This window comes from Nocardia asiatica NBRC 100129 (genome assembly GCF_000308415.1).
In the GTDB taxonomy this organism is placed as follows: domain Bacteria; phylum Actinomycetota; class Actinomycetes; order Mycobacteriales; family Mycobacteriaceae; genus Nocardia; species Nocardia asiatica.
Genome location: NZ_BAFS01000114.1, coordinates 1 through 20,944, shown reverse-complemented (window position 1 = coordinate 20,944; position 20,944 = coordinate 1). Strand labels below are relative to the sequence as shown.

Annotated in this window: 21 protein-coding genes; 8 read left to right on the top strand and 13 right to left on the bottom strand. The window is 70.7% G+C overall.

Annotated features, from left to right (window positions below):
* The first annotated feature begins 20 nt into the window (after positions 1 to 20).
* Positions 21 to 1,241, top strand: coding sequence for a threonine ammonia-lyase (ilvA, locus tag ON27_RS10590; RefSeq protein ID WP_043723552.1), 1,221 nt, complete (start codon positions 21 to 23; stop codon positions 1,239 to 1,241).
* Between the two features lie 46 nt (positions 1,242 to 1,287).
* Here ilvA and ON27_RS10585 read toward each other — a convergent pair whose 3' ends face one another.
* Positions 1,288 to 1,611 carry a DMT family transporter gene (locus tag ON27_RS10585; RefSeq protein ID WP_043723548.1) on the bottom strand — a complete coding sequence of 108 codons (324 nt, stop codon included), beginning with the start codon at positions 1,609 to 1,611 and terminating at the stop codon, positions 1,288 to 1,290.
* 112 nt (positions 1,612 to 1,723) lie between these two features.
* On the opposite strand from ON27_RS10585, the gene ON27_RS10580 reads away from it, so the two are divergent.
* Positions 1,724 to 2,989 carry a cytochrome P450 family protein gene (locus tag ON27_RS10580; RefSeq protein WP_157227145.1) on the top strand — a complete coding sequence of 422 codons (1,266 nt, stop codon included), beginning with the start codon at positions 1,724 to 1,726 and terminating at the stop codon, positions 2,987 to 2,989.
* A gap of 39 nt (positions 2,990 to 3,028) precedes the next feature.
* Here ON27_RS10580 and argH read toward each other — a convergent pair whose 3' ends face one another.
* From argH to argC, 8 genes are all read right to left on the bottom strand, one after another.
* A complete protein-coding gene (gene argH, locus ON27_RS10575) occupies positions 3,029 to 4,444 on the bottom strand; it encodes an argininosuccinate lyase (protein WP_043723541.1) in 1,416 nt (471 codons plus the stop codon).
* Between the two features lie 386 nt (positions 4,445 to 4,830).
* Positions 4,831 to 6,033 (bottom strand): argininosuccinate synthase, encoded by a 1,203-nt coding sequence (locus ON27_RS10570; protein WP_043723538.1) that lies wholly within the window; start codon positions 6,031 to 6,033, stop codon positions 4,831 to 4,833.
* Positions 6,034 to 6,239: 206 nt separating this feature from the next.
* Positions 6,240 to 6,740: an arginine repressor gene (locus ON27_RS10565; protein ID WP_043723536.1), complete on the bottom strand. Its 501-nt coding sequence runs from the start codon at positions 6,738 to 6,740 to the stop codon at positions 6,240 to 6,242.
* On the bottom strand, positions 6,737 to 7,681 hold the full coding sequence (argF, locus tag ON27_RS10560) for an ornithine carbamoyltransferase (protein ID WP_043723532.1): 945 nt from the start codon (positions 7,679 to 7,681) through the stop codon (positions 6,737 to 6,739). Before argF ends, ON27_RS10565 begins: the two co-directional genes overlap by 4 nt.
* A complete protein-coding gene (locus tag ON27_RS10555; RefSeq protein WP_043723528.1) occupies positions 7,678 to 8,880 on the bottom strand; it encodes an acetylornithine transaminase in 1,203 nt (400 codons plus the stop codon). The genes argF and ON27_RS10555 overlap by 4 nt, the downstream gene beginning before the upstream one ends.
* Positions 8,877 to 9,812, bottom strand: coding sequence for an acetylglutamate kinase (gene argB, locus ON27_RS10550; protein ID WP_043723526.1), 936 nt, complete (start codon positions 9,810 to 9,812; stop codon positions 8,877 to 8,879). Before argB ends, ON27_RS10555 begins: the two co-directional genes overlap by 4 nt.
* The gene (gene argJ / locus ON27_RS10545; protein WP_043723523.1) at positions 9,809 to 11,026 is read right to left on the bottom strand and encodes a bifunctional glutamate N-acetyltransferase/amino-acid acetyltransferase ArgJ; all 1,218 of its coding nucleotides are present in this window, start codon (positions 11,024 to 11,026) and stop codon (positions 9,809 to 9,811) included. The genes argB and argJ overlap by 4 nt, the downstream gene beginning before the upstream one ends.
* Entirely contained in the window at positions 11,023 to 12,081 is a 1,059-nt protein-coding gene (gene argC / locus ON27_RS10540) for an N-acetyl-gamma-glutamyl-phosphate reductase (protein ID WP_043723566.1), read from the bottom strand. The genes argJ and argC overlap by 4 nt, the downstream gene beginning before the upstream one ends.
* A 303-nt stretch (positions 12,082 to 12,384) precedes the next feature.
* On the opposite strand from argC, the gene ON27_RS42795 reads away from it, so the two are divergent.
* The 3 genes from ON27_RS42795 to ON27_RS10525 are packed head-to-tail and all read left to right on the top strand — an operon-like array spanning position 12,385 to position 14,137.
* The gene (locus ON27_RS42795) at positions 12,385 to 12,552 is read left to right on the top strand and encodes a hypothetical protein (protein ID WP_157227144.1); all 168 of its coding nucleotides are present in this window, start codon (positions 12,385 to 12,387) and stop codon (positions 12,550 to 12,552) included.
* Positions 12,553 to 12,565: 13 nt separating this feature from the next.
* A complete protein-coding gene (locus ON27_RS10530; protein ID WP_043723515.1) occupies positions 12,566 to 12,907 on the top strand; it encodes a YciI family protein in 342 nt (113 codons plus the stop codon).
* On the top strand, positions 12,908 to 14,137 hold the full coding sequence (locus ON27_RS10525; protein ID WP_043723512.1) for an RNA polymerase sigma factor: 1,230 nt from the start codon (positions 12,908 to 12,910) through the stop codon (positions 14,135 to 14,137).
* Positions 14,138 to 14,155: 18 nt separating this feature from the next.
* On the opposite strand, the gene ON27_RS10520 is transcribed toward ON27_RS10525, so the two are convergent.
* Positions 14,156 to 14,647, bottom strand: coding sequence for a pyridoxamine 5'-phosphate oxidase family protein (locus ON27_RS10520; protein ID WP_043723509.1), 492 nt, complete (start codon positions 14,645 to 14,647; stop codon positions 14,156 to 14,158).
* Between the two features lie 63 nt (positions 14,648 to 14,710).
* Here ON27_RS10520 and ON27_RS10515 point away from each other — a divergent pair, with 63 nt between their 5' ends.
* The gene (locus tag ON27_RS10515) at positions 14,711 to 15,682 is read left to right on the top strand and encodes a helix-turn-helix transcriptional regulator (protein ID WP_043723504.1); all 972 of its coding nucleotides are present in this window, start codon (positions 14,711 to 14,713) and stop codon (positions 15,680 to 15,682) included.
* Between the two features lie 31 nt (positions 15,683 to 15,713).
* Here the strand turns inward: ON27_RS10515 and ON27_RS10510 are convergent, their stop codons facing one another.
* Positions 15,714 to 16,922 carry an epoxide hydrolase family protein gene (locus ON27_RS10510; protein ID WP_043723501.1) on the bottom strand — a complete coding sequence of 403 codons (1,209 nt, stop codon included), beginning with the start codon at positions 16,920 to 16,922 and terminating at the stop codon, positions 15,714 to 15,716.
* Positions 16,923 to 16,984: 62 nt separating this feature from the next.
* Between ON27_RS10510 and ON27_RS10505 the strand changes: the two genes are divergently transcribed.
* Positions 16,985 to 17,953 carry a helix-turn-helix transcriptional regulator gene (locus tag ON27_RS10505; protein ID WP_043723491.1) on the top strand — a complete coding sequence of 323 codons (969 nt, stop codon included), beginning with the start codon at positions 16,985 to 16,987 and terminating at the stop codon, positions 17,951 to 17,953.
* A gap of 5 nt (positions 17,954 to 17,958) precedes the next feature.
* Here ON27_RS10505 and ON27_RS10500 read toward each other — a convergent pair whose 3' ends face one another.
* On the bottom strand, positions 17,959 to 19,059 hold the full coding sequence (locus ON27_RS10500; protein ID WP_043723488.1) for an FAD-dependent monooxygenase: 1,101 nt from the start codon (positions 19,057 to 19,059) through the stop codon (positions 17,959 to 17,961).
* A gap of 112 nt (positions 19,060 to 19,171) precedes the next feature.
* Between ON27_RS10500 and ON27_RS10495 the strand changes: the two genes are divergently transcribed.
* A complete protein-coding gene (locus ON27_RS10495; RefSeq protein WP_043723485.1) occupies positions 19,172 to 19,729 on the top strand; it encodes a TetR/AcrR family transcriptional regulator in 558 nt (185 codons plus the stop codon).
* A gap of 67 nt (positions 19,730 to 19,796) precedes the next feature.
* On the opposite strand, the gene ON27_RS10490 is transcribed toward ON27_RS10495, so the two are convergent.
* Positions 19,797 to 20,944 (bottom strand): type III PLP-dependent enzyme domain-containing protein (locus ON27_RS10490; RefSeq protein ID WP_043723481.1); only part of this gene is annotated, 1,148 nt, incomplete at its 5' end.

Below are 20,944 nucleotides of genomic sequence, written 5' to 3'. Positions count from 1 at the left end.
CCGAGTGGCAGCATGGCGGTATGGAGTCGGTCGACATGTCCCGGATCGACGCGGCGGAGCGGCTGCTCGCGCCGGTGATCCGGCGCACGCCGCTGGTGGCGTCGCGGGTGCTGTCCGAGCGCGTGGGCGCCGAGGTGTGGCTGAAGTGCGAGAATTTGCAGCGCACCGGATCGTTCAAGCCGCGCGGAGCGTACAACCGGATCGCTAATCTGCCGCAGGAGGAGCGGGAGCGCGGCGTCGTGGCCGCGAGCGCCGGAAACCATGCGCAGGGCGTCGCGTGGGCGGCAGCCTCGCTCGGTATCGCGTCCACGGTGTTCATGCCGGTCGGGGCCTCGCTGCCGAAACTGATGGCGACCAAGGCGTACGGCGCGCAGGTGCGCCAAGTCGGCGAGACCATCGACGAATCATTGGACGCCGCATTGGAGTTCGCCGAGCGTACCGGGGCGACGCTGATCCACCCGTTCGACCATCCCGATATCGTGGCCGGTCAGGCCACCGTCGGCCGGGAGATCATGGAGCAACTGCCCGAGGTCGGCACGGTGCTCGTCCCCACCGGCGGCGGTGGGCTCTTGGCCGGAGTCGCGGTCGCGCTGCGTCAGCTGACGCCGAGCGTGCGCGTTGTCGGGGTCCAGGCGGCGGAAGCGGCCGCGTGGCCGGACTCGCTGGCGGCGGGCCATCCGGTTCGCGTCGAGCGGATGTCGACGATGGCCGACGGGATCGCGGTCGGGCAGCCGGGCCGGGTGCCGTTCGCCGAGGTGGCGCAGCATGTTTCGCGCGTGGTGACAGTGGACGAAGAGGCGCTGTCGCAGGCGTTGCTGCTGTGCCTGGAACGCGCGAAGCTCATCGTCGAGCCCGCGGGCGCCGCGGCGGTCGCCGCGCTGATGAGTCACGCGCCGGAGGAACTCGAGCTGCGCGGGCCGGTCTGCGCGATCCTGACCGGCGGCAACATCGACCCGCTGCTGCTGACCCGCGTGATCGGTCACGGCCTGAGCGCGGCGGGCCGCTATCTCGCCGTGCGAGTGACGATCTCCGATCGTCCGGGCGCACTGGGGGCGCTGCTGGCGGTGATCGGCAAGACGGGGGCCAGTGTCGTGGATGTGGCGCACTCCCGCACCGGAACCTGGCTGGCGGTGGACGAAGTCGAAGTGGCGCTCACCCTGGAAACACGCGGTTCCGATCATCGTGACGACGTGCACACCGCACTCGCGAATGCCGGATACGCGGTCCGCGTCGCGGATTGACCGGAGCGGTCACGCGTTCCGCGGCGCGGTGGTCGTCGCGCCGGAGTCAGTGCGCGCCACCGAGTTCCAAGGCCAGCACGCCGACGATCACCAGCGCGATGCCGCCGACCTGCACCACCGTCAACCGCTCGTTCAGGAACAGCACGCCGATCAGCGCGATCGCCGCGACGCCCACCGCCGACCAGATGCCGTAGGCGACCCCGATCGCCATGCCCCGCTTCAGCGCCTGGGCCAGGAAGAAGAACGCCGCGCAGTAACCGACCACCACCACGATCGATGGGACCAGTTTGGTGAAACCTTCGGAAAGCTTGAGCGAAACAGTGGCGGTCACCTCGGAGGCGATGGCCAGGGCGAGCAGGAGCAAGGTCATTTTCGCAGCGTAGCGAGAGTCGCGGCGCGCGGCCGCCGGGGTCGCTGCCGCTCCCCAGCAGGGGGAATGCACACTCGGGCGGCCGCGGTCACCGCGTCAATACGATCGGCCGATGCATTGCTCGGACGTTGCGGAAACCGCCTTTCCCTTCGATGAAGTGACCTGTAACGAGTTGCCGTATACCGAGCGCGACGAGCGGTATCGGCGTTTGCACGACTGGCCCGAACCGAGCTACGCGCATCGGTCGGGGCTGCGCATGATCTGGAAGTACGCCGACGTCCGCGAGGTGCTGGACGCGACGACGCCGGGCATCTCCAACGCCAATTCACTGGACCCGCTGGTCGGTTACGCGCGGATCGCGGCCACCCCGCGAGCCATTCCGCATTTTCTCCGGCACCTGGTACCGCCGCCTGCGAAGGCGACCGCCAACCTGGCCGACGACCGGTTGCACAAGCGCGTGTGGAACACCATGGCCGGACCGTCGGGGCATTTCACCATCTCCCCGGCTGATCGGGCCGACCGGGCCGCGGCAATGGCCGAGCACTTCCACGAGGCGGTACGCGAGGCGGAATTCCGGCCCGGCTCGCCGTTGGACGTGACCGCGCTGTCGATCGGTTATGCCGCCCGGACCGTCGGCGCCGCGGTCGGCTTGCCCGCGGCGGACTGGCCGCACGTGGCGGCCTGGAGCGGAGCGCAATCGGGACTGCTCGGCCGGGTGCTGCGTGGACGCGAACTGGCCGACGCGGTGAGCGCGCTCGGCTGGTTGTTCACCGTGAGTGGCGAAGCGGTGCGGGAGGGCCGCAGCAGCGAGGCGCCCGGGTTCGCGCGCAGGCTGCGCGACGCCGGGCTCTCCCACCGGATCGCCGTCTCGGCCATGGCGAATTCGCTCGCCGCCGGAGTGCACACGGTGAGCGGCAGCATCCAGCAAGGCGTCCAGCGGTTGCTCGGCGATCCGGACCGGGCCTGGTGGGACCTGCTCGCCGAAGCGGACGGCGGCACCCGCGTCGCGGCGAAGATCCTCCAGCTCGATCCCGGACTGGTGGCGTGGAAGCGCCTGGCCAGGACGCCGGTCGTGCTGTCCAGCGGCACGCGGCTGCCTCCGGGACCGGTGCTGGTGCTGTTCGCCGCGGCCAACCGCGATCCGGAGGTCTTCCCGGACTGTCTGGCACTGCACGGGACCGGCAAGCTGCCGTTGACCTTCGGGTTCGGTAGGCATGTGTGCCCCGGCAAGAGCATGGCGACCCTGGCCGTCGAGGTGTTTCTCCGGCAGTTGCGCGAACTCGTGCCAGAAGCCGAGATCGTGCCGGATTCCGCTCGGGGCGCCGGGCGTCGCGGCGATCTGCTGTTCAGCGGCGCGGACGTCACCGTCGCCGGATAGGCCGCAACGCGTCGTGGACTGCGGCATCCGGCCTGCGGGTCAGCCGATCCAGGCCCGCGCCGCTGCCGCCGCTTCGCGCACTTCCGCCAACTGCACCGCGACCTGCGCGCCGGCCGTGCCGCCGCGGGCATTGCGGGAAGCGATGGACCCCTGCACGGTGAGCACCTCGCGCACCTTCCCGGTCAGTGCCGGGTCGACGGCGGCGAACTCCTCGTCGGTGAGCTCGTCGAGGCCGACGCCGCGGGTTTCGGCGGCGCGCACGCACGCACCCGCCGCCTCGTGCGCGACCCGGAACGGGACACCCTCACGAACGAGCCATTCGGCGATGTCGGTGGCCAGCGTGAAGCCGGCGGGCGCGAGTTCGGCCATGCGGTCGGTATGGAAGGTCAGCGTCGAGACCAGGCCCGCGATGGCGGGCAGCAGGAGTTCGAGTTGCGCGACCGAGTCGAACAGGGGTTCTTTGTCTTCCTGGAGGTCACGGTTGTAGGCCAGCGGTTGCGCCTTGAGGGTGGCCAGCAGGCCGGTGAGGTTGCCGATCAGCCTGCCCGCCTTGCCGCGGGTGAGTTCGGAGACGTCGGGATTCTTCTTCTGCGGCATGATCGACGAGCCGGTCGACCAAGCGTCGGCCAGGGTGACGTAGCCGAATTCCGGAGTGCTCCACAAGATCACCTCTTCGGCCATGCGGCTCAGATCGACGCCGATCATGGCCAGCACGAACGCGGCTTCGGCGGCGAAATCTCGCGCCGAAGTGGCGTCGATCGAGTTCGCGGCCGCCGCGTCGAAATCCAGTTCGGCGGCGATCGCCTCCGGGTCCAGCCCGAGCGAGGAACCCGCCAGCGCGCCGGAACCGTACGGCGACACGGCCGCTCGGCGGTCGAAATCGCGCAACCGATCGAGGTCGCGCAACAGCGGGTGGGCATGCGCGAGCAGATGGTGGGCCAGCAGCACGGGCTGAGCCGCCTGGAGATGCGTCTTGCCGGGCATCACCGCGTCAGGGTGCGCGGCAGCCTGCTCGACCAGCGCGTCGATCACCGCGAGCACACCCGCGGCCACCCGGCGCACGCCGTCGCGCAGCCACATCCGGAACAGCGTCGCCACCTGGTCGTTGCGGGAACGCCCCGCCCGCAGGCGGCCACCGAGCTCGGCCCCTACGCGCTCGATCAGGCCGCGTTCCAGCGCGCCGTGCACGTCCTCGTCCGACTCGGCCGGACCGAACGCCCCCGACGCCACGTCCGCCGCCAGGCGATCCAGTCCGTCCAGCATGCCCGCGAGATCGGACTCCGAAAGCAGGCCCGCCTTGTGCAGCACGCGCGCGTGAGCCTTCGAGGCGCGGATGTCGTAGGGAGCCAGCGCCCAGTCGAAGTGCGTCGACTTGCTCAGCGCGGCCATGGCCTCGGCCGGGCCGGAGGCGAATCGCCCGCCCCAGAGCGCACCTTGGTTCGTACTCCCGCTCATGTGCTGGTCCGCCTCTCCGCGTATTCAGGCCGTACTAGTTGGGTATTTGGTGATTTGCGTTCAGGTCCTGCGTGAGTGCCGCTCGGGTTTTGGGCGTACCCGGGGAGTTACCCATGTTCTCGCGAGATCAGTTGTCGCGTTGTTTTGAGGATCGATTGTGCGTTCGTGCTCGACGCGACTGGTCTGAGGGGTAGTTGCTCGACGTCGTCTATCGAGAACAGCCGTCTCGCGCGCCCGAGCAAATGGCTTGCACCCCGGCGTACTGATCGCTCTCGAGCCACGCACTGCTGGCGTTCGGTGCGCACAACCGGTGGCCGACTCAGACCAGGACCTCGTGGTAGCCGTCGGCGTGCCGGTGCCGGGTCGGGCACCGGCACGCTCGGCGGTTACTTCTGGTTCAGGTCGCGGCGGGCGGCGACCTTGGAGGACAGGCCGTGGATCTGGACGAAGCCCTTGGCCAGGGACTGGTCGAAAGTGTCGCCCTCGTCGTAGGTGGCCAGGTTGAAGTCGTAGAGCGACTGCTCCGAGCGGCGGCCGTTGACCACGGCGGAGCCGCCGTGCAGGACCATCCGGATATCGCCGGAGACGTGCTGCTGGGTGTCACCGATGAAGGCGTCCAGGGCGCGCTTGAGCGGGGAGAACCACAGGCCGTCGTAGGCCAGCTCGCCCCAGCGCTGCTCGACCTGCCGCTTGTAGCGGCCCAGTTCGCGCTCGATGGTGACGTGCTCCAGCGCCTGGTGCGCGGTGATCAGCGCGAGCGCGCCCGGAGCCTCGTAGATCTCCCGGCTCTTGATGCCGACCAGGCGGTCCTCGACCATGTCCAGCCGGCCGACGCCCTGGCGGCCCGCCCGGTTGTTCAGCTCGACGATCGCCTCCAGCACGCTGACCTGGCGGCCGTCGATGGCCACCGGCACGCCCTTGTCGAAGGTGACGATCAGTTCGTCCGGCGCCTCGAAGTTGACGGTCGGGTCGGAGGTGTAGTCGTAGACGTCCTTGGTCGGGGCGTTCCACAGGTCCTCGAGGAACCCGGTCTCCACCGCGCGGCCCCACACGTTCTGGTCGATGGAGAACGGCGACTTCTTGGTGACGTTGATCGGCAGCGCGTTCTCCTCGGCGAAGGCGATGGCCTTCTCCCGAGTCCACGCGTAGTCGCGCACCGGGGCGATCACGTTCAGGTCGGGCGCGAGCGCGCCGATGCCGACCTCGAAGCGGACCTGGTCGTTGCCCTTGCCCGTGCAGCCGTGCGCGACGGTGGTCGCACCGTGGAACTTGGCGGCCTCGACCAGGTGCTTGACGATGAGCGGGCGGCTGATCGCCGACACCAGCGGGTACTGGCCCATGTACAGCGCGTTGGCCTGGATGGTGGGCAGGCAGTACTGGTCGGCGAACTCGTCGCGGGCGTCGATGACGATCGCCTCGACCGCGCCGCAGTCCAGGGCGCGCTGGCGCACCACGTTCATGTCCTCGCCACCCTGGCCGAGGTCGATGGCCACCGCCACCACTTCGGCGCCGGTCTCCTTGCCGATCCAGCTGATCGCGACGGAGGTGTCCAGCCCACCGGAGTAGGCGAGTACGACGCGCTCGGACATGTTCTGTGTGCTCCTCGATGTTCGGTGGGTGTATCAGCAGTATGGCGGGTGTCCGAGCGGTGGGAACGGCCCGGCCCCGACGCCGAGACCAGCCTGAGCGGGCCCGCGTCGTTCTGCAAATGATTATGCACGACGATGCAAGCCCATTCACAACTGGGGGGCGGCCTGCGAACACGTCGTGCTCCAGCGGTCGTGGCTGGGACGGGTCAGGCGATTTCCTCGATCTTGGCGGCCACTTGCGCGCCGGTGAGCGGTTCGCGGGCGATGACGGCGATGGTGTCGTCGCCCGCGATGGTGCCGACGATGTACGGCAGGGCGGCGCGGTCGAGGGCGCTGGCCAGGTAGTGGGCGGCGCCGGGCGGGGTGCGCAGGACCGCGATGTTGCCGCTGGCGTCGGTGGAGACCAGCAGGTCGCCGAGCAGTTTGGACAGCCGGTCGGTGCCGCCGGTGACGCCGCGGACGGGACTGCCGTCCTCGGGCACCACGTAGACGCCCGCACCGCCGTCGGCGGCGCGCAGCTTCACCGCGCCCAGCTCGTCCAGATCCCGCGACAGCGTGGCCTGGGTGGTCTCGATGCCTTCGGCCGCGAGCAGCGCCGCCAGTTCGGTCTGGCTGCGCACCGCGTGCGCGGACAGCAGTTCGACGATGCGCGACTGCCGTCCGGCGCGGGTGCGCGCGATGGCAGGGCCGCTTCTGACCTCGGTCACGCCGCTCCCCCGGATCGTCGCTCGAGCAGCCAGACCAGCAGCGCCTTCTGCGCGTGCAGGCGGTTCTCCGCCTCGTCCCACACCACGCTGTGCGGGCCGTCGAGCACCTCGTCGGTGACCTCGTCGCCGCGGTGGGCGGGCAGGCAGTGCAGCACGACCACATCCGGCTTGGCGTGGGCGAGCAACTCGGCGTTGATCTGGAACGGCCGGAACGGACCGACTCGGTCCAATCCGTCGTTCTCCTGTCCCATGGAAGTCCACGTGTCGGTGACCAGCGCGTCGGCGCCCCACGCGGCGGCGACCGGGTCGCCGGTCACCGTGACGGTGGCGCCGGTCTCGGCGGCCCGCTTGCGCGCGGCCTCCACCACCCACGGCTGCGGCTCGAAACCGGCGGGCGCGGCGATGGTCACGTTCAGCCCCGCCGTGGCGCCGCCGAGCAGCAGCGAGTGCGCCATGTTATTGGCGCCGTCGCCGAAGTAGGCGAGTTCACGCCCGGTGAGCTCACCCTTGTGTTCGGCGAGCGTCTGCAGGTCCGCGAGCACCTGGCAGGGATGGAACTCGTCGGACAGCGCGTTGACCACCGGCACCGTCGCGGTGGCGGCCATCTCGTTCAGCCGGGACTGCTCGAAGGTGCGCCACACGATGGCGTCGACGTACCGGGACAGCACCCGGCCGGTGTCGCCGAGGGTCTCCTCCCGGCCCAGCTGGGTGTCGCGGCCGTCGACGACCACCGCGTGCCCGCCGAGCTGGGCGATGCCCATCTCGAAGGAGAACCGGGTGCGGGTGGAGTTCTTCTCGAAGATCACGCCGACGCCGCGCGGGCCCTCCAGTGGACGCCGCGCGAACGGCGACTTCTTGAGTTCGGCGGCGAGGGCGAGGATCTCGGCCTGCTCGGCCGGGGTGATGTCGTCGTCACGCAGGAAGTGCCTCACAAGGCTCATTGCGCCGCAGCTCCTTTCGCGTCCGCGAGCGCGGCGTCGAGGATCTCCGGCAGGTCGGCGACGAAATTGTCCGCCTGGGTCTCGGTGAGCACCAGCGGCGGCGCCAGCCGGATCACGTCCGGCTTGGCCGGGTTGACGAGGTAACCCGCTTCCCGCGCCCGCGCCTCGACCTGCGCGGACACCTGGTCGGTGAGCACGATCCCCAGCAGCAGGCCCGCACCGCGCACCTGATCGATCAGCGGGTGCTCCAGCAGCTCGATGCCGTCGCTGAGCCGCTTGCCGACCGACTCGACGTGCGAGAGCAGGTCGGTCTCGTCGATCGTGCGCAGCACCGCCAGCGCCGCCGCCGCGCACACCGGGTTGCCGCCGAACGTGGTGCCGTGCAGGCCGGGGGTGAGCAGATCGGCCGCCCGTCCGTTGGCCAGCACCGCGCCGATGGGCAGTCCGCCGCCGAGCCCCTTGGCCAGCGTGATCACGTCCGGCACGATGCCGACGGCCTGGTGGGCGTAGAACTTGCCGGTCCGGCCGATGCCGGTCTGCACCTCGTCCAGCACCAGCAGCGCCCCCTTGCGCGCGGTGATCTCGCGTGCCTTGGCGAGGTAGCCGAACGGCGGAACCACCACGCCGCTCTCCCCCATCATCGGCTCCAGGAACACCGCGGCGGTGTCCTCGTCGACGACGGCTTCCAGCGCCGCGGCATCGCCGTAGGGCACGTGCACGACGCCGGGCGGCATCGGTTCGAACGGGGTCCGCTTGGACGGCTGCCCGGTGAGGGCGAGCGCGCCCATCGTGCGGCCGTGGAAGGCTTCTTCGCAGGCGACCAGCTTGGGCCGCCCGGTGAGCCGGGCGATCTTGAATGCCGCCTCGACCGCCTCGGTGCCGGAATTGCAGAAGAACGCCCGGCCCTCACCGTCGCCGAAATGCGCGAGCAACCGCTCGGCCAACTCGACGACCGGTTCGCTGGCGTACAGATTCGACACGTGCCCGAGCGTGCCGAGCTGCTGGGTGACCGCCTCCAGGATCGCGGGGTGGGCGTGGCCGAGACTGTTGACCGCGATGCCGCCGAGGAAATCGACGTAGCGCTTGCCGTCCGCGTCGTAGACCACGGCCCCCGCCCCGCGCACCAGCGCGACCTTCGGCGTGCCGTAGTTGTTCATCAGCGCGGCGGACCACCGCTTCTGCAGTTCAGCTGTGCTCATTGTTTCGTTCCGTCCGGTGCGCCGGACCCGCTCGGGATGAGCGGGGCGGGAGTCACCATCGTTCCGATTCCTTCTCCGGTGAACAGTTCCAGCAGCACGGCGTGCGGGACCCGGCCGTCGATGACATGCGCGGTCGGCACCCCGGCCGTCACGGCGCGCAGGCAGGCTTCCATCTTGGGCACCATGCCCGCATCCAGGCGCGGGAGCAACTCGGCCAGCGCCGCCGTATCGATGCGGGAGGTGAGCGACGATCGGTCCGGCCAGTTCGTGTACAGGCCCTCGACGTCGGTGAGCACCACCAGTTTCTCCGCGCCGATGCCCTCGGCCAGCGCCGCCGCGGCGGTGTCGGCGTTGATGTTGTGCACCACGCCTTCGGCGTCCGGCGCGATGGTCGACACCACGGGGATGCGGCCGGCGCCGATCAGGTCGAGCACGGCGTCCGGGTTCACCTCGGTGACGTCGCCGACCAGGCCGATGTCGGTGGGCTCGCCGTCCACCTCGACGGTGCGGCGGGTGGCGGTGAACAGCCCGGCGTCCTCACCGGAGATGCCGACCGCGTACGGGCCGTGCGTGTTGATCAGCCCGACCAGCTCCCGCCCGACCTGGCCGAACAGCACCATCCGCACCACGTCCATCACCTCGGGCGTGGTCACCCGGAAGCCGCCGCGGAACTCCCCCTGCAGGCCGAGCCTTTTCAGCATCGCGCTGATCTGCGGGCCGCCACCGTGCACCACCACCGGATGCACGCCGACCGTGCGCAGGAATGCCATGTCGGCGGCGAAAGCCTGCTTGAGCTGCTCGTCGACCATGGCGTTGCCGCCGTACTTCACGACGACGACCTTGTCCCGGAACTTCTGCAGCCACGGCAGCGCGTCGGCCAGGACGTGCGCCTTGTCCAGCGCCGAGAGCCGGTGCAACATCTCGCTGGTCATGAGCTGTAGGCCGAGTTCTCTTCGACGTAACCATGGGAGAGGTCGGTGGTGCGGATGGTCGCGCTCGCCGAACCGACGTTCAGCTCGATTCGCACCTCGACGTCGGCGCCGGACAGGTCGACCGCGCGAGCGCCGGGCACGCCGGCACCGTCGACGCACACCGGCTTCCCGTTGAACGACACCGAGATCCGGTTCGGATCCAGCGTGACCGGCGCCATGCCGACAGCGGCCAGCACACGGCCCCAGTTCGGGTCGGACCCGAACAGCGCCGTCTTGACCAAGCTGTCGCGCGCGACGGTGCGGGCCGCGGCCAGGGCCTCGTCCTCGGTGGCCGCGCCCGCGACGGTGACCAGCACTCGCTTGGTGACGCCCTCGGCGTCGGCCATCAGCTGGGCGGCCAGGTCGTCGCAGACCGCGAGCACGGCGGCGTCGAGTTCCTCCTGGCTCGGGGTGACTTCGCTGGCGCCGTTGGCCAGCAGCAGCACGGTGTCGTTGGTGGAGCACGAACCGTCCACGTCGAGCCGGTCGAAGGTGCGCGCGGTGGCGTTGCGCAGGGCCTGGTCGAGCTGGTCGGCGGTCACCGCCGCGTCGGTGGTGAGCACCACCAGCATGGTCGCCAGCGACGGGGCCAGCATGCCCGCGCCCTTGGCCATGCCGCCGACGTTCCACTTGTCGCGATGGTGGAACGCCGCCTCTTTCGGCACGGTGTCGGTGGTCATGATGGCCCAGGCGGCATCCGAGCCGCCGGACAGGCCGCCGCCCATCTCGTGCACGATCTCGGTGACGGCGGGGATGAGCTTGTCCATGGGGAGCCGGTCGCCGATCAGGCCGGTCGAGCAGACCGCGATCTCGCCCGCGCCGGTCTCGGTGCCCCAGTTGCTCAGGGCGGCGGCCAGTTCCTCGGCGGTCTTGTGGGTGTCCTGGAAGCCGCCCGGTCCGGTGCAGGCGTTGGCGCCGCCGGAGTTCAGGATCACCGCGCGCAACCGCTGGCCGGTCAGCACCTGCTGCGACCAGAGCACCGGCGCGGCCTTCACCTTGTTGCGGGTGAACACGCCCGCGGCCGGGTATTCCGGCCCCTCGTTGAACACCAGCGCCAGATCCGGCTTGCCGCTGGCCTTGATGCCCGCGGCGATGCCCGCCGCGCGGAAGCCGAGCGGCGCGGTCACGCCCTGGGTCCGGACCAGCTTGCCGCTGGCGATGTCGGCTGTCGTCACGGTGCCACTCCTACGGTGGAAAGTCCTGCGGTCTCGTCGAATCCCAGGGCCAGGTTCATCGATTGCACCGCGGCGCCCGCGGTGCCCTTGGTCAAGTTGTCGATCGCGCCGATCACCACGAGCAGGCCCGCGTCGGCGTCCACCGCCACCTGCAGGGTGACGGCGTTGGAACCGAGCACCGAACCGGTCTGCGGGAGTACGCCCTCCGGCAGCAGGTGCACGAAAGGCTCGTCGGCATAGGCTTTCTCGTAGACGGCGCGGGCTTGCGCGGCATCTACGCGAGTCGGCGCGGTGCAGGTGGCGAGGATGCCGCGCGGCATCGGCGCGAGCACGGGAGTGAACGACACCGCGACCTCGGCGCCGCCCGCGGCCGCGAGGTTCTGCGCGATCTCCGGCGTATGCCGGTGCGCGCCCGCGATGGAGTAGGCCCGCGCCGAGCCCATCACCTCCGACCCGAGCAGCCCGATGTCCAGCTTGCGGCCCGCGCCGGACGCGCCGCTGACCGCGACCACGTGCACGGCGGGCTCCACGATGCCCGCGGCGACGGCGGGAGCCAGCGCGAGACTGGCGACGGTCGGATAGCAGCCCGGGACCGCGATCCGGGTCGCCGAGCGCAGCTTCTCCCGGCCGCCGGGCAGTTCGGGCAAACCGTAGGGCCAACTGCCCGCGTGCGGGCTGCCGTAGTATTTCTCCCAGGCCTTCGGGTCGGTGAGGCGGAAGTCGGCGCCGCAGTCGATGATCACCGTGGACTCGGGCAACTCGGCGGCGATGGCCCCCGACTGGCCGTGCGGCAGGCCGAGGAAGACCACGTCGTGGCCGGCGAGTTCGGCGGCCGTGGTCGGCGCGAGCACCCGATCGGCCAGCGGCAGCAGATGCGGCTGCAACTCCCCCAGCGCGGTGCCCGCGTTCGAGCCCGCGGTCAGCGCCCCGATGACGAGGCGCCCGGATCGGTAGGCCGGATGTCCCAGCAGCAGACGCAACACTTCGCCGCCCGCGTACCCGCTGGCGCCGGCTACCGCGACCCGCACGACGGGCCCACCCGAGAGATCGTCCATGTGATGATTATGCATGACCATGCAAGCTCATTCACAGCCTGGGTCGTCGCGCCCGGTCACCACCACCTGATACCCGCCGCCTCGCCGGGCAAACTACCGATCCGGACGTCCGCAGAGAGACCCGTCGCTGACCCCACTGCGCATCCGCCGCGCCCGAGTGCCCCGGCGAAGTGGTCGTTGCGGGCCGGTTCGAGCAGCAAGTCGCCCGATTCCCCGATTTTTCCGCGCCCGCTGTCGATCCGCACCAACCTCGTTCGTGTACGTGATGAGACCGGCGCGGGGCCGGTCGCGGAAGGAGCGGAGATGAGCGAGATCATCGCGGTGGAACACCTCACCCTGGACGGCGTCATGCAGGCCTCTGGGAGGGCAGACGAGGAAGTCAGGGACGGATTCACGCACTGCGGATGGGCGCATCGATACGACGGCCCGGTGCAGGCCGGTGTCATCATCACCACCTACCGGCGCGGATGAGGAGGACGACGCGATGAAGCACTACCTGCTCAGCATCTACCAGCCCGACGGCGAAGGCGTCCCGGACAACCTGGACGAGATCATGCGCGATCTCGGCGCGCTGAACGACGAGATGCGGGCGGCGGGGGCGTGGGTGTTCGCGGCGGGCCTGCACGCGCCGAGCACCGCCACGGTGCTGCACGCCCGCGGCGACGACGTACTCGTCACCGACGGCCCCTACGTCGAGGGCAAGGAGCACATCGGCGGGTTCACCGTCATCCGCGCCGCCGATCTCGACGAGGCGCTGGAGTGGGGCCGCAGGCTCACCGCCGTCCTCACCTTGCCCGTCGAAGTCCGGCCTATCCAGGACGAATAGATGGGTGAACCGGTGACCGGCTCGGTGATCGAGGCGGTCTTCGCCGAGCATTACGGCCGTGCGGTGGCGAGCTTGATCCGCGTCTTCGGCGACATCGGCGTGGCCGAGGACGCGGTGCAGGACGCGTTCGCCGCCGCCGTCCAGCGCTGGCCCGACGACGGTCTCCCGCCGAGTCCGCCGGGCTGGATCATCACCACCGCGCGCAACCGGGCCATAGACCGCCTGCGCCGGGAGGCCACCCGTGCGGACCGGCACGCGCAGGCCGCCCTTCTGCACGACGCGGACGAACCGGAGCAGGCGACGAGCGCCGTGCGTGACGACCGCCTCCGGTTGATCTTCACCTGCTGTCATCCCGCCCTCGCGCTGCCCGCGCAGGTCGCGCTGACGCTGCGGCTGCTCGGCGGACTGAGCACCGGCGAGATCGCCCGCGCGTTCCTGGTCTCCGAAACGACCATGGCGCAGCGACTGGTTCGCGCCAAAGGCAAGATTCGTGACGCCCGCATTCCCTACCGGGTCCCCGCCGACGTGGAGCTGCCCGCCCGGCTGCGCGCGGTACTCGCCGTCGTGTACCTGATCTTCACCGAGGGACACACGGCCGCTTCTGGTGCGCGACTGGCCCGTGGCGACCTGTGCACCGAGGCGATCCGCCTCGGGCGCTTGCTGGCCGGCCTCATGCCGGACGAACCCGAAGGCGCGGGCCTGCTCGCGCTGATGTTGCTCAGCGAATCCCGCCGGTCCGCGCGCACCGCTCCCGACGGGTCGCTGGTGCCGCTCGCGGAACAAGACCGCAGCCGGTGGGATCGCGATCTCATCGCCGAGGGGCACGCGCTCGTCCGGCAGTGCCTGCGCCGCAGCCGGCCGGGACCGTATCAGCTGCAGGCGGCGATCAACGCGGTGCACGCCGACGCACCGACAGCGGCGGCCACCGATTGGACCCAGATCCTGCGGCTCTACGACCAGCTCGGCGCGCTCGATCCGAGCCCGATCGTCGCACTGAACCGCGCGGTCGCCGTCGCCGAAGTCGACGGTCCGGCAGCAGCATTGACGCAGGTGGACGCCTTGCCACTGGATGGCTACCACCTGTTCCACGCCATCCGCGCCGACCTGCTGACCCGGCTCGGCCGCACCGCCGAGGCCACCGCCGCCTACGACGCCGCCATCGCCCGCACCGGCAACGACACGGAGCGGGACTTCCTCGTCCGTCGCCGGAACAGCCCGAGTCGCCGGTGAGCGCGTGCGGTCGCGGGCTCAGTGCTTGTGCACCACGCGCTCCCCTTCGCCGGGCTTCCAGATGGTGATGTCGAGGTGGTCGCCCGCGACCTCCACCGTCGACGCGCCGGTGAGATCGGCGACATAGAAGTGGTCGAACTCCTGGCCCCTGATGTCGAAGCCGGTCTCGTCGAACAGATGCTGGGCGAAGCGGGTGTGCACGTCCCGGTCGGGCAGGTCCACGACGGTGCCGAACAGTTTGGCGTCGCCGTCGGACACGTTCGTGTCGACGGTGGCGGTGTGCAGGCAGAAGCGCGGATCCCGCGCGAGGTCGCGGAATTTGGTCGTGCCCGGCATGCCCGCGAGCACCAGCCACTCCGCGAAGACCCGCGGCTCGATCGGGCTGATCCGCGGGTACCCGTCGGAACGGAGGGTGCCGAGCATGCACAGATTCCCCGCGGCGCGATGCCTGCGCAGGAAGATCTCGGCGATGTGCGGCGCTTCTTCGGTGAAGAGACTCCAACTGGTCATGACCGGGACGGTACGGGCAAAACTTGCCGTCTTCTGTCAAGGTTTCCGGCTAGTGTCGCGGGCATGCGGGCGAGTCGACTGGTGCAACTGCTGCTGCTGTTGCAGACCCGGGGCCGGCTGACCGCGCCCGAACTGGCCAGGGAACTGGAGGTCTCGGTGCGCACCGTGTATCGCGACATCGAGGCGCTCTCGGCGGCCGGTGTGCCCGTCTACAGCGAGCCGGGCCGCGCGGGTGGCGTGCGGCTGCTGGACGGCTACCGTACCCGGCTCACCGGCCTCACCACCGACGAAGCCGACGCGGTGCTGCTGACCGGCCTGCCCGGCGCGGCCGCGGATCTCGGGCTCGGCACCGTGCTGGCCACCGCGCAGTTGAAGGTGCTGGCCGCGCTGCCGCCGGAACTGCGCGGACGCGCGACCCGCATCGCCGAGCGGGTGCACGTCGACGTGCCGGGGTGGTTCCACCGGCCGGACGAGACGCCGACGCTCGCGACGATCGCCGACGCGCTCTGGCACGACCGCACGCTGCGGGTGCGCTACGGCCGCAAGGACAAGGTGGTCGAGCGCCTGCTGGACCCGCTCGGCCTGGTACTCAAGGCGGGCACCTGGTACCTGGTGGCCCGCAGCGGGCACACGTCCCGCTCCTATCGGGTGGGCCGGATCCTTTCCGCCGAGCCGACCGGCGAATCCTTCACCCGTCCGGCCGATTTCGATCTGCGAGCGCACTGGACCGACGCCGCCGACGATTTCGCCCGTTCGATGCTGCGGGTCCGGGCGCGCTGCCGGATCGCCGCCACTCACCTGCGGTTGCTGCGGCTGACGATCGATCCGGCAGCGGTCCCGGAGGCGCTGGCCTCGGCGGGAGCGCCCGATGCCGAAGGGTGGGTCGAAGTGATCGTGCCGTCCGAGTCCTTCGACGTGCTCGCGCACGGGCTCCTCCAGCTCGGCGAATTCGTCGAAGTGCTGGAACCGCCGCAGTTGCGCGCCCGGCTCGCGGCGACGGCGGCCGCCATGCACGCGCGCTACGGCGGCGGTTAGCAGGTTCCGCCCGCGGCGACCGTCCGCCCGGTCAGCGCAGCTTGCGGAAGAATTCGCGCACGTCCGCGATCAACAGGTCCGGCGCTTCCATGGCCGCGAAATGCCCGCCGCGGTCGAATTCGGTCCACCGGACGATGTTGTGCGCCTCCTCGGCGAGTTTGCGGATCGACATATCCCCGGGAAAGAGCGCCGCGGCGGTCGGCACATCGGATTTTCGCACCGCTGCTCCCCAGGCCGCGGATTCGCTGTAGAGCCGCAGTGAGGAGGCGAAGGTTCCGGTGAACCAGTACAGGCTGACATTGGTCAGCAGGGCGTCCTTGCCCACCGCGTCCCCGGGCAGTTCGATCGCCGGATTCGTGTACTGCCGGAACAGGTCGGTGATCCAGGCCAGCAGCCCGGCGGGCGAATCCTGCATGCCGATGGCCAGCGTCTGCGGACGGTTGGCTTGCAGCGTCGCGTAGTCGTACCGGGCGTAGCTTTCGGGGCCGGTGAGCACGGCCAGCTTCGCCTGATCCTCCGGGCTGTACTCCGGCTCCGCATCGGCCGAGGACCACTGGCCCTCGGTTCCGGCTTCCCCCCACGATTCGGCGTCACCGCCGTCCCACGCGGGAATCGTGATCGGCCCGTTCACGTGCAGGCCCAGGAGGTGCTCGGGGGCGATATGCCCCAACCGAGCGGCGACGAAGTACCCGGCGTCGCCGCCCTGCACGCCGTAGCGGTCGTAACCCAGGCGCGCCATCAGTGTCGCGACCACCTCCGCGAACCGATCGGTCGAGCCCGCCCCCGGTTCAGGGGATACCTCGGAGAACGCGAAGCCCGGCAGCGAAGGCACGACCAGGTGGAACGCGTCGGCCGGGTCGCCGCCGTGCGCGCGGGGATCGCTCAGCGGTCCGAGCACCTCCAGGAACTCGACGAACGACGCGGGCCAGCCGTGATTGAGCACCAGCGGCACGGCGTCCGGCTCCGGTGACCGGACGTGCAGGAAGTGCACCTGCCGCCCGTCGATCTCGGTGACGAAGTGCGGCAGCTCGTTCAACTTCGCTTCGACCGCGCGCCAGTCGAATTCGGTGCGCCAGTACTCGGCCAGCGGGCGCAGATAGGACACCCGCATCCCCTTGTCCCACCCGACGCCTGGCAGCTCGCTCGGCCAGGAGGTGTCTGCGAGGCGGCGGTGCAAGTCGTCGATCTTCTCCTGCGGGATGTCGATGTGGAACGGGCGAATGTCCTGGTCGGTAGTCATGTCTGCCACGGTAGGAAACGCTTAGGACGCGATCGTTCCTAAGTTTCCGGCATCCTGGGGTCGTGCTGGAAACGTCGGCCCGCCTGCTCAAACTGCTGGCCCTGCTACAGACCTCCGGCGACCGCACCGGCGCCGAGTTGGCCGAACGGCTCGGGGTCACCGCGCGTACGGTGCGCCGCGACGTCGATCGGCTTCGGGAACTCGGTTACCCGGTGCACGCCACCCAGGGCGCCGCCGGGTACCGCCTCGGCGCGGGCGCCGCGCTGCCGCCGCTGCTGCTCGACGACGAGGAGGCCGTCGCGGTGGCGGTCGGCTTGCGCGGCGCTTCCGCGGGCGCCGTGACCGGGCTCGAGGAAGCGTCGCTGCGCGCGCTGACCAAGCTGGAACAGGTGCTGCCGCCGCGCCTGCGCCACCGGGTCCGCACGCTGCGCGGCGCCACCTTGCGCGTCGGCGCTCCCGGCAGCGAGGTCCGTCCGGACACCCTCATGGCCGTCGCCGAAGCGTGCCAGCGCCACGAGCGGCTGCGGTTCGACTATCGCGCGCTCGACGGCGCGCCCAGTGTCCGTATCGTCGAGCCGCACACGCTCGTGCATTTCAGCAGGCACTGGTACCTGGTCGCGTGGGACGTGGACCGCGCCGATTGGCGCACCTTTCGCGCCGACCGGATCACCCCGCGCATCCCGACCGGCCCGCGCTTCCCGCCCCGTGAGCCGCCGGAAGGCGATGTGGCGGCGTATCTTTCGATGCGGCTGTCCACCCGTGCCTGGCCCCAGCAGGCGACGGTACTGCTGCACCGTTCCGCGGCGTATGCCGCCGACCGCGTCTGGCCCGGGATGGGCGTCCTGGAGGCGGTCGACGACCACAGCTGCCGCCTGCTCGTGGGCGCCGAGTCAGCTGAGCAGCTGGTGTGGATGATCACCTCGGTCGATCTCGATTTCACACTGCTGGCCGGCCCGCCGGAACTGGTCGAAGCCCTGCGTACCCAGGCCGCCCGCTGTGAGCGCGCGCTGCGCGCCTTCCCCGCACCGTAAGGCGGTCAGCAACGCCAATCCAGCACCGAAGCCAGCGATCTCAGCTGCACGGAGCCGGGAATCGCCCGGACCAAGGCGTCACGGATCGCGACCGACGGCGGGAAGGAAAGTTGCGCCACCGCGCCGATCCGGCGGGAACGGGACGCGATCATCCGGGTGCGCGGCCTGCGTTCCCGGTCGTAATCGCCCAGGCCGGCGCCCACCGCGGCCACTCTGCCGAGCACCACCGCGTCCTCCAGCGCTTGGCAAGCTCCTTGCCCGAGAGTCGGCAGCATCGCGTGCGCGGCGTCTCCGACCAGCGCGATCCGCCCGGCCACGAATGTCTTCAGCGCGGGCAGGTCGTAGAGGTCGTGCTTCAGCACTTCGGCCTCTCCGGCCGCGGCCAGCAGAGCGGGGATCGGCTCGTGCCATCCGCCGAACCGGGCGCGCAATTCCGCCGCTCCGCCGCCCGGCGTTCCCTCGGGCATGTTCGCGGTGGCGAAGCAGTAGACCCGGCCGTCCGCGAGCGGGACGTATCCGAAACGCTCCCCGCGCCCCCAGCTTTCGCCCATGCCGGTGACCGGCTCGTGCGGCGCGACGACCATTCGCCACGCGGTGTAGCCGCTGTAGCGCGGCCGCACCGCACCGCAGACGGCCCGGCGCACGACACTGCGGAGACCGTCGGCGCCGACGACCACGTCGCCACCGGACGTGCCGGCCGAGTGCACGACCGTGCCGTCGGCCCGAGCCTCGGCCACGGCGACCCCGGTGCGCACCGCACGCGCCGGGAGCGCCGAACGCAGCACGTCCACCAGATCGGCGCGGTGCATCATGACCGGGCTGCCGTACCTCGCCCGGATCGCCTCGGCATCGATTCTGGTCAGCCACCGCCCCGCGCGGTCGCGGATGCCCGCCGCCCCTTCCTCGACGGCCCGGTCCCGCACCTGCTCGCCCACGCCGAGCGCGTCGAGGGCGCGAAGGGCATTGGGCCACAGCGACAATCCGGCGCCGACCTCGGTGATCTCCGCGGCGCGCTCGAGCACTTCGACGCGCCACCCTTGCCGCAGGAAGGCCACGGCCGCCGCCAGACCGCCGATACCACCGCCGACAACGAGCGCCTCGGGCATGAGTTCCCCTCTCTCCCGACCGCTCGGCGAGCAGCCACCACCCCAGCCTACTACGAATGTAGTGTCGATCATGGGCCTGTAACCCGTATCACTACCGCTGTAGTATCAAAGGATGTCCACCAAGCGCGAACTAGTCTTGGACGCGGCGATCGAACTGCTGGGCTCGCGCGGCACTCGCGCGCTCACCCACCGCGCGGTCGACGAGGTCGCCGGCATGCCCGCCGGTTCGGCCTCCAACTACTTCCGCACCAGGGAAGCGCTGCTGATCGGGATCGCCGAGCGGCTCGAGACGCGCGACTACGCGGATTGGGAGGCGCTCAACCGGCAACCCGCCCCCGGCACGATCACCGAACTCGTCGACGGCATGGCGGCCTTCGTCGTCCACGCGGCGCGGGCCGACCGCGTGCGCACCCTGGCCCGATACGCACTGTTCCTGGAGGCGCAGACCATGCCCGCGCTGCGCGAGAGCGTCCGGCGCGGGCACCGCAGACTGACCGAATGGGCCGCGGGCCTGCTGGCCGAGGTCGGCGGCGATCAGGCGACCACTCGGATCCTGGTCGGCCAGTTCGACGGAATCATCCTGCACCACCTGGTGAACCCCGAGCCGGACTTCGATCCGCGCCCGGCGCTGGATCGGTTGGCGCGCGCGCTGCTCGCGTCGGACGGCTGAGGAACGCGAACGGTCCGCGCTGCGTACCGAATGCTCGAGCGCGCGACGCGTCCGGCTCGCCGGATCGTCAGAAGAACGTGTGCAGGAAGTCGACCACGCGCGGCACCGTTGCGTCGGCGTCATCGATCACGGGAATGAGCCGCCATTTGTCGAAGGCGGTGCACGGATGCGAGAGCCCGAGGCGCACGACCGCGCCGATCGGCAACTCCGCGGCGGCGCCACGGGGCAATCGGAGGAACGCGTGCTGGTCGTTGAGCGCCGACACCGTCGCGGCCGGGTCCAGCGCGCCGCCCCGAGAGCCCGCGACACGCTGCGGAATCGGCATCCCTTCGTCGAAAGGAAGATCGCGCTTGCCCGCGTCGAGCAGGGCCAGCCCAGGTTCCGGACGCGACACGGTTCGCGCCCAGCCGTGCATCGCCGAGCGCAGCGGCCGCGCGCATCCGGGCGCCGCCAGCGGCGACATGCTCGCGTAGAAGCCGTCGTCGTGGATGACGTACGCCCCCGAGCGCAGGACGACCGTCGTGGCGACGCCGTTGCTGCCCGACTCGTCGGACAGCGCAGCCAGGTACTCGACCGCCAGTTCCGGGTAGGCGCTGCCACCGGCGGTGACGATCGCCGGGCACCGGTACCGTCCGGCCGCGGCGAGTTCGCGATGCAGACGGGCGAGTTCGCCGAGGTAGTCGCGCACCGCGCCGACGCCGGACGGCGAACGGTCGTGCGCGAGCGCGCCTTCGTAGCCGCCCACCCCCGCGAGCGTCAGCCGGGATGCCGCGTCGATCGCCCGCGCTACGGCGTGCGCCTGTTCCACCGTGCGCGCGCCGGTCCGGCCGTGTGGGCCGCCGAGTTCCACCAGCACCCGGATGCGCGCCCGCCCCGGAACCTCACGCAGGTGCGCGTCCATGAGCGTGACCGTTTCGGCGCTGTCGGCCCAGCAGACGAACTCGAAAGTCGGGTCACGCTCCAATTCGGCCGCTGCCCAGCGCAATCCCACCGGGTCGACCAGCGCGTTGGCCAGCAGGACTCGCGCGACGCCGAAAGATCGCGCCACCTGCGCCTGCCAGACGGTGGCCAAGGTGATCCCCCACGAGCCGGCGGCGAGCTGGTCGGCCCACAGCCGGGGAGCCATCGTGGTCTTGCCGTGCGGGGCCAACCGCACGCCCGCCGCGCGCACCCACTCGGCCATGATCGCGATGTTCGCCGTCACCGCGGCTCGGT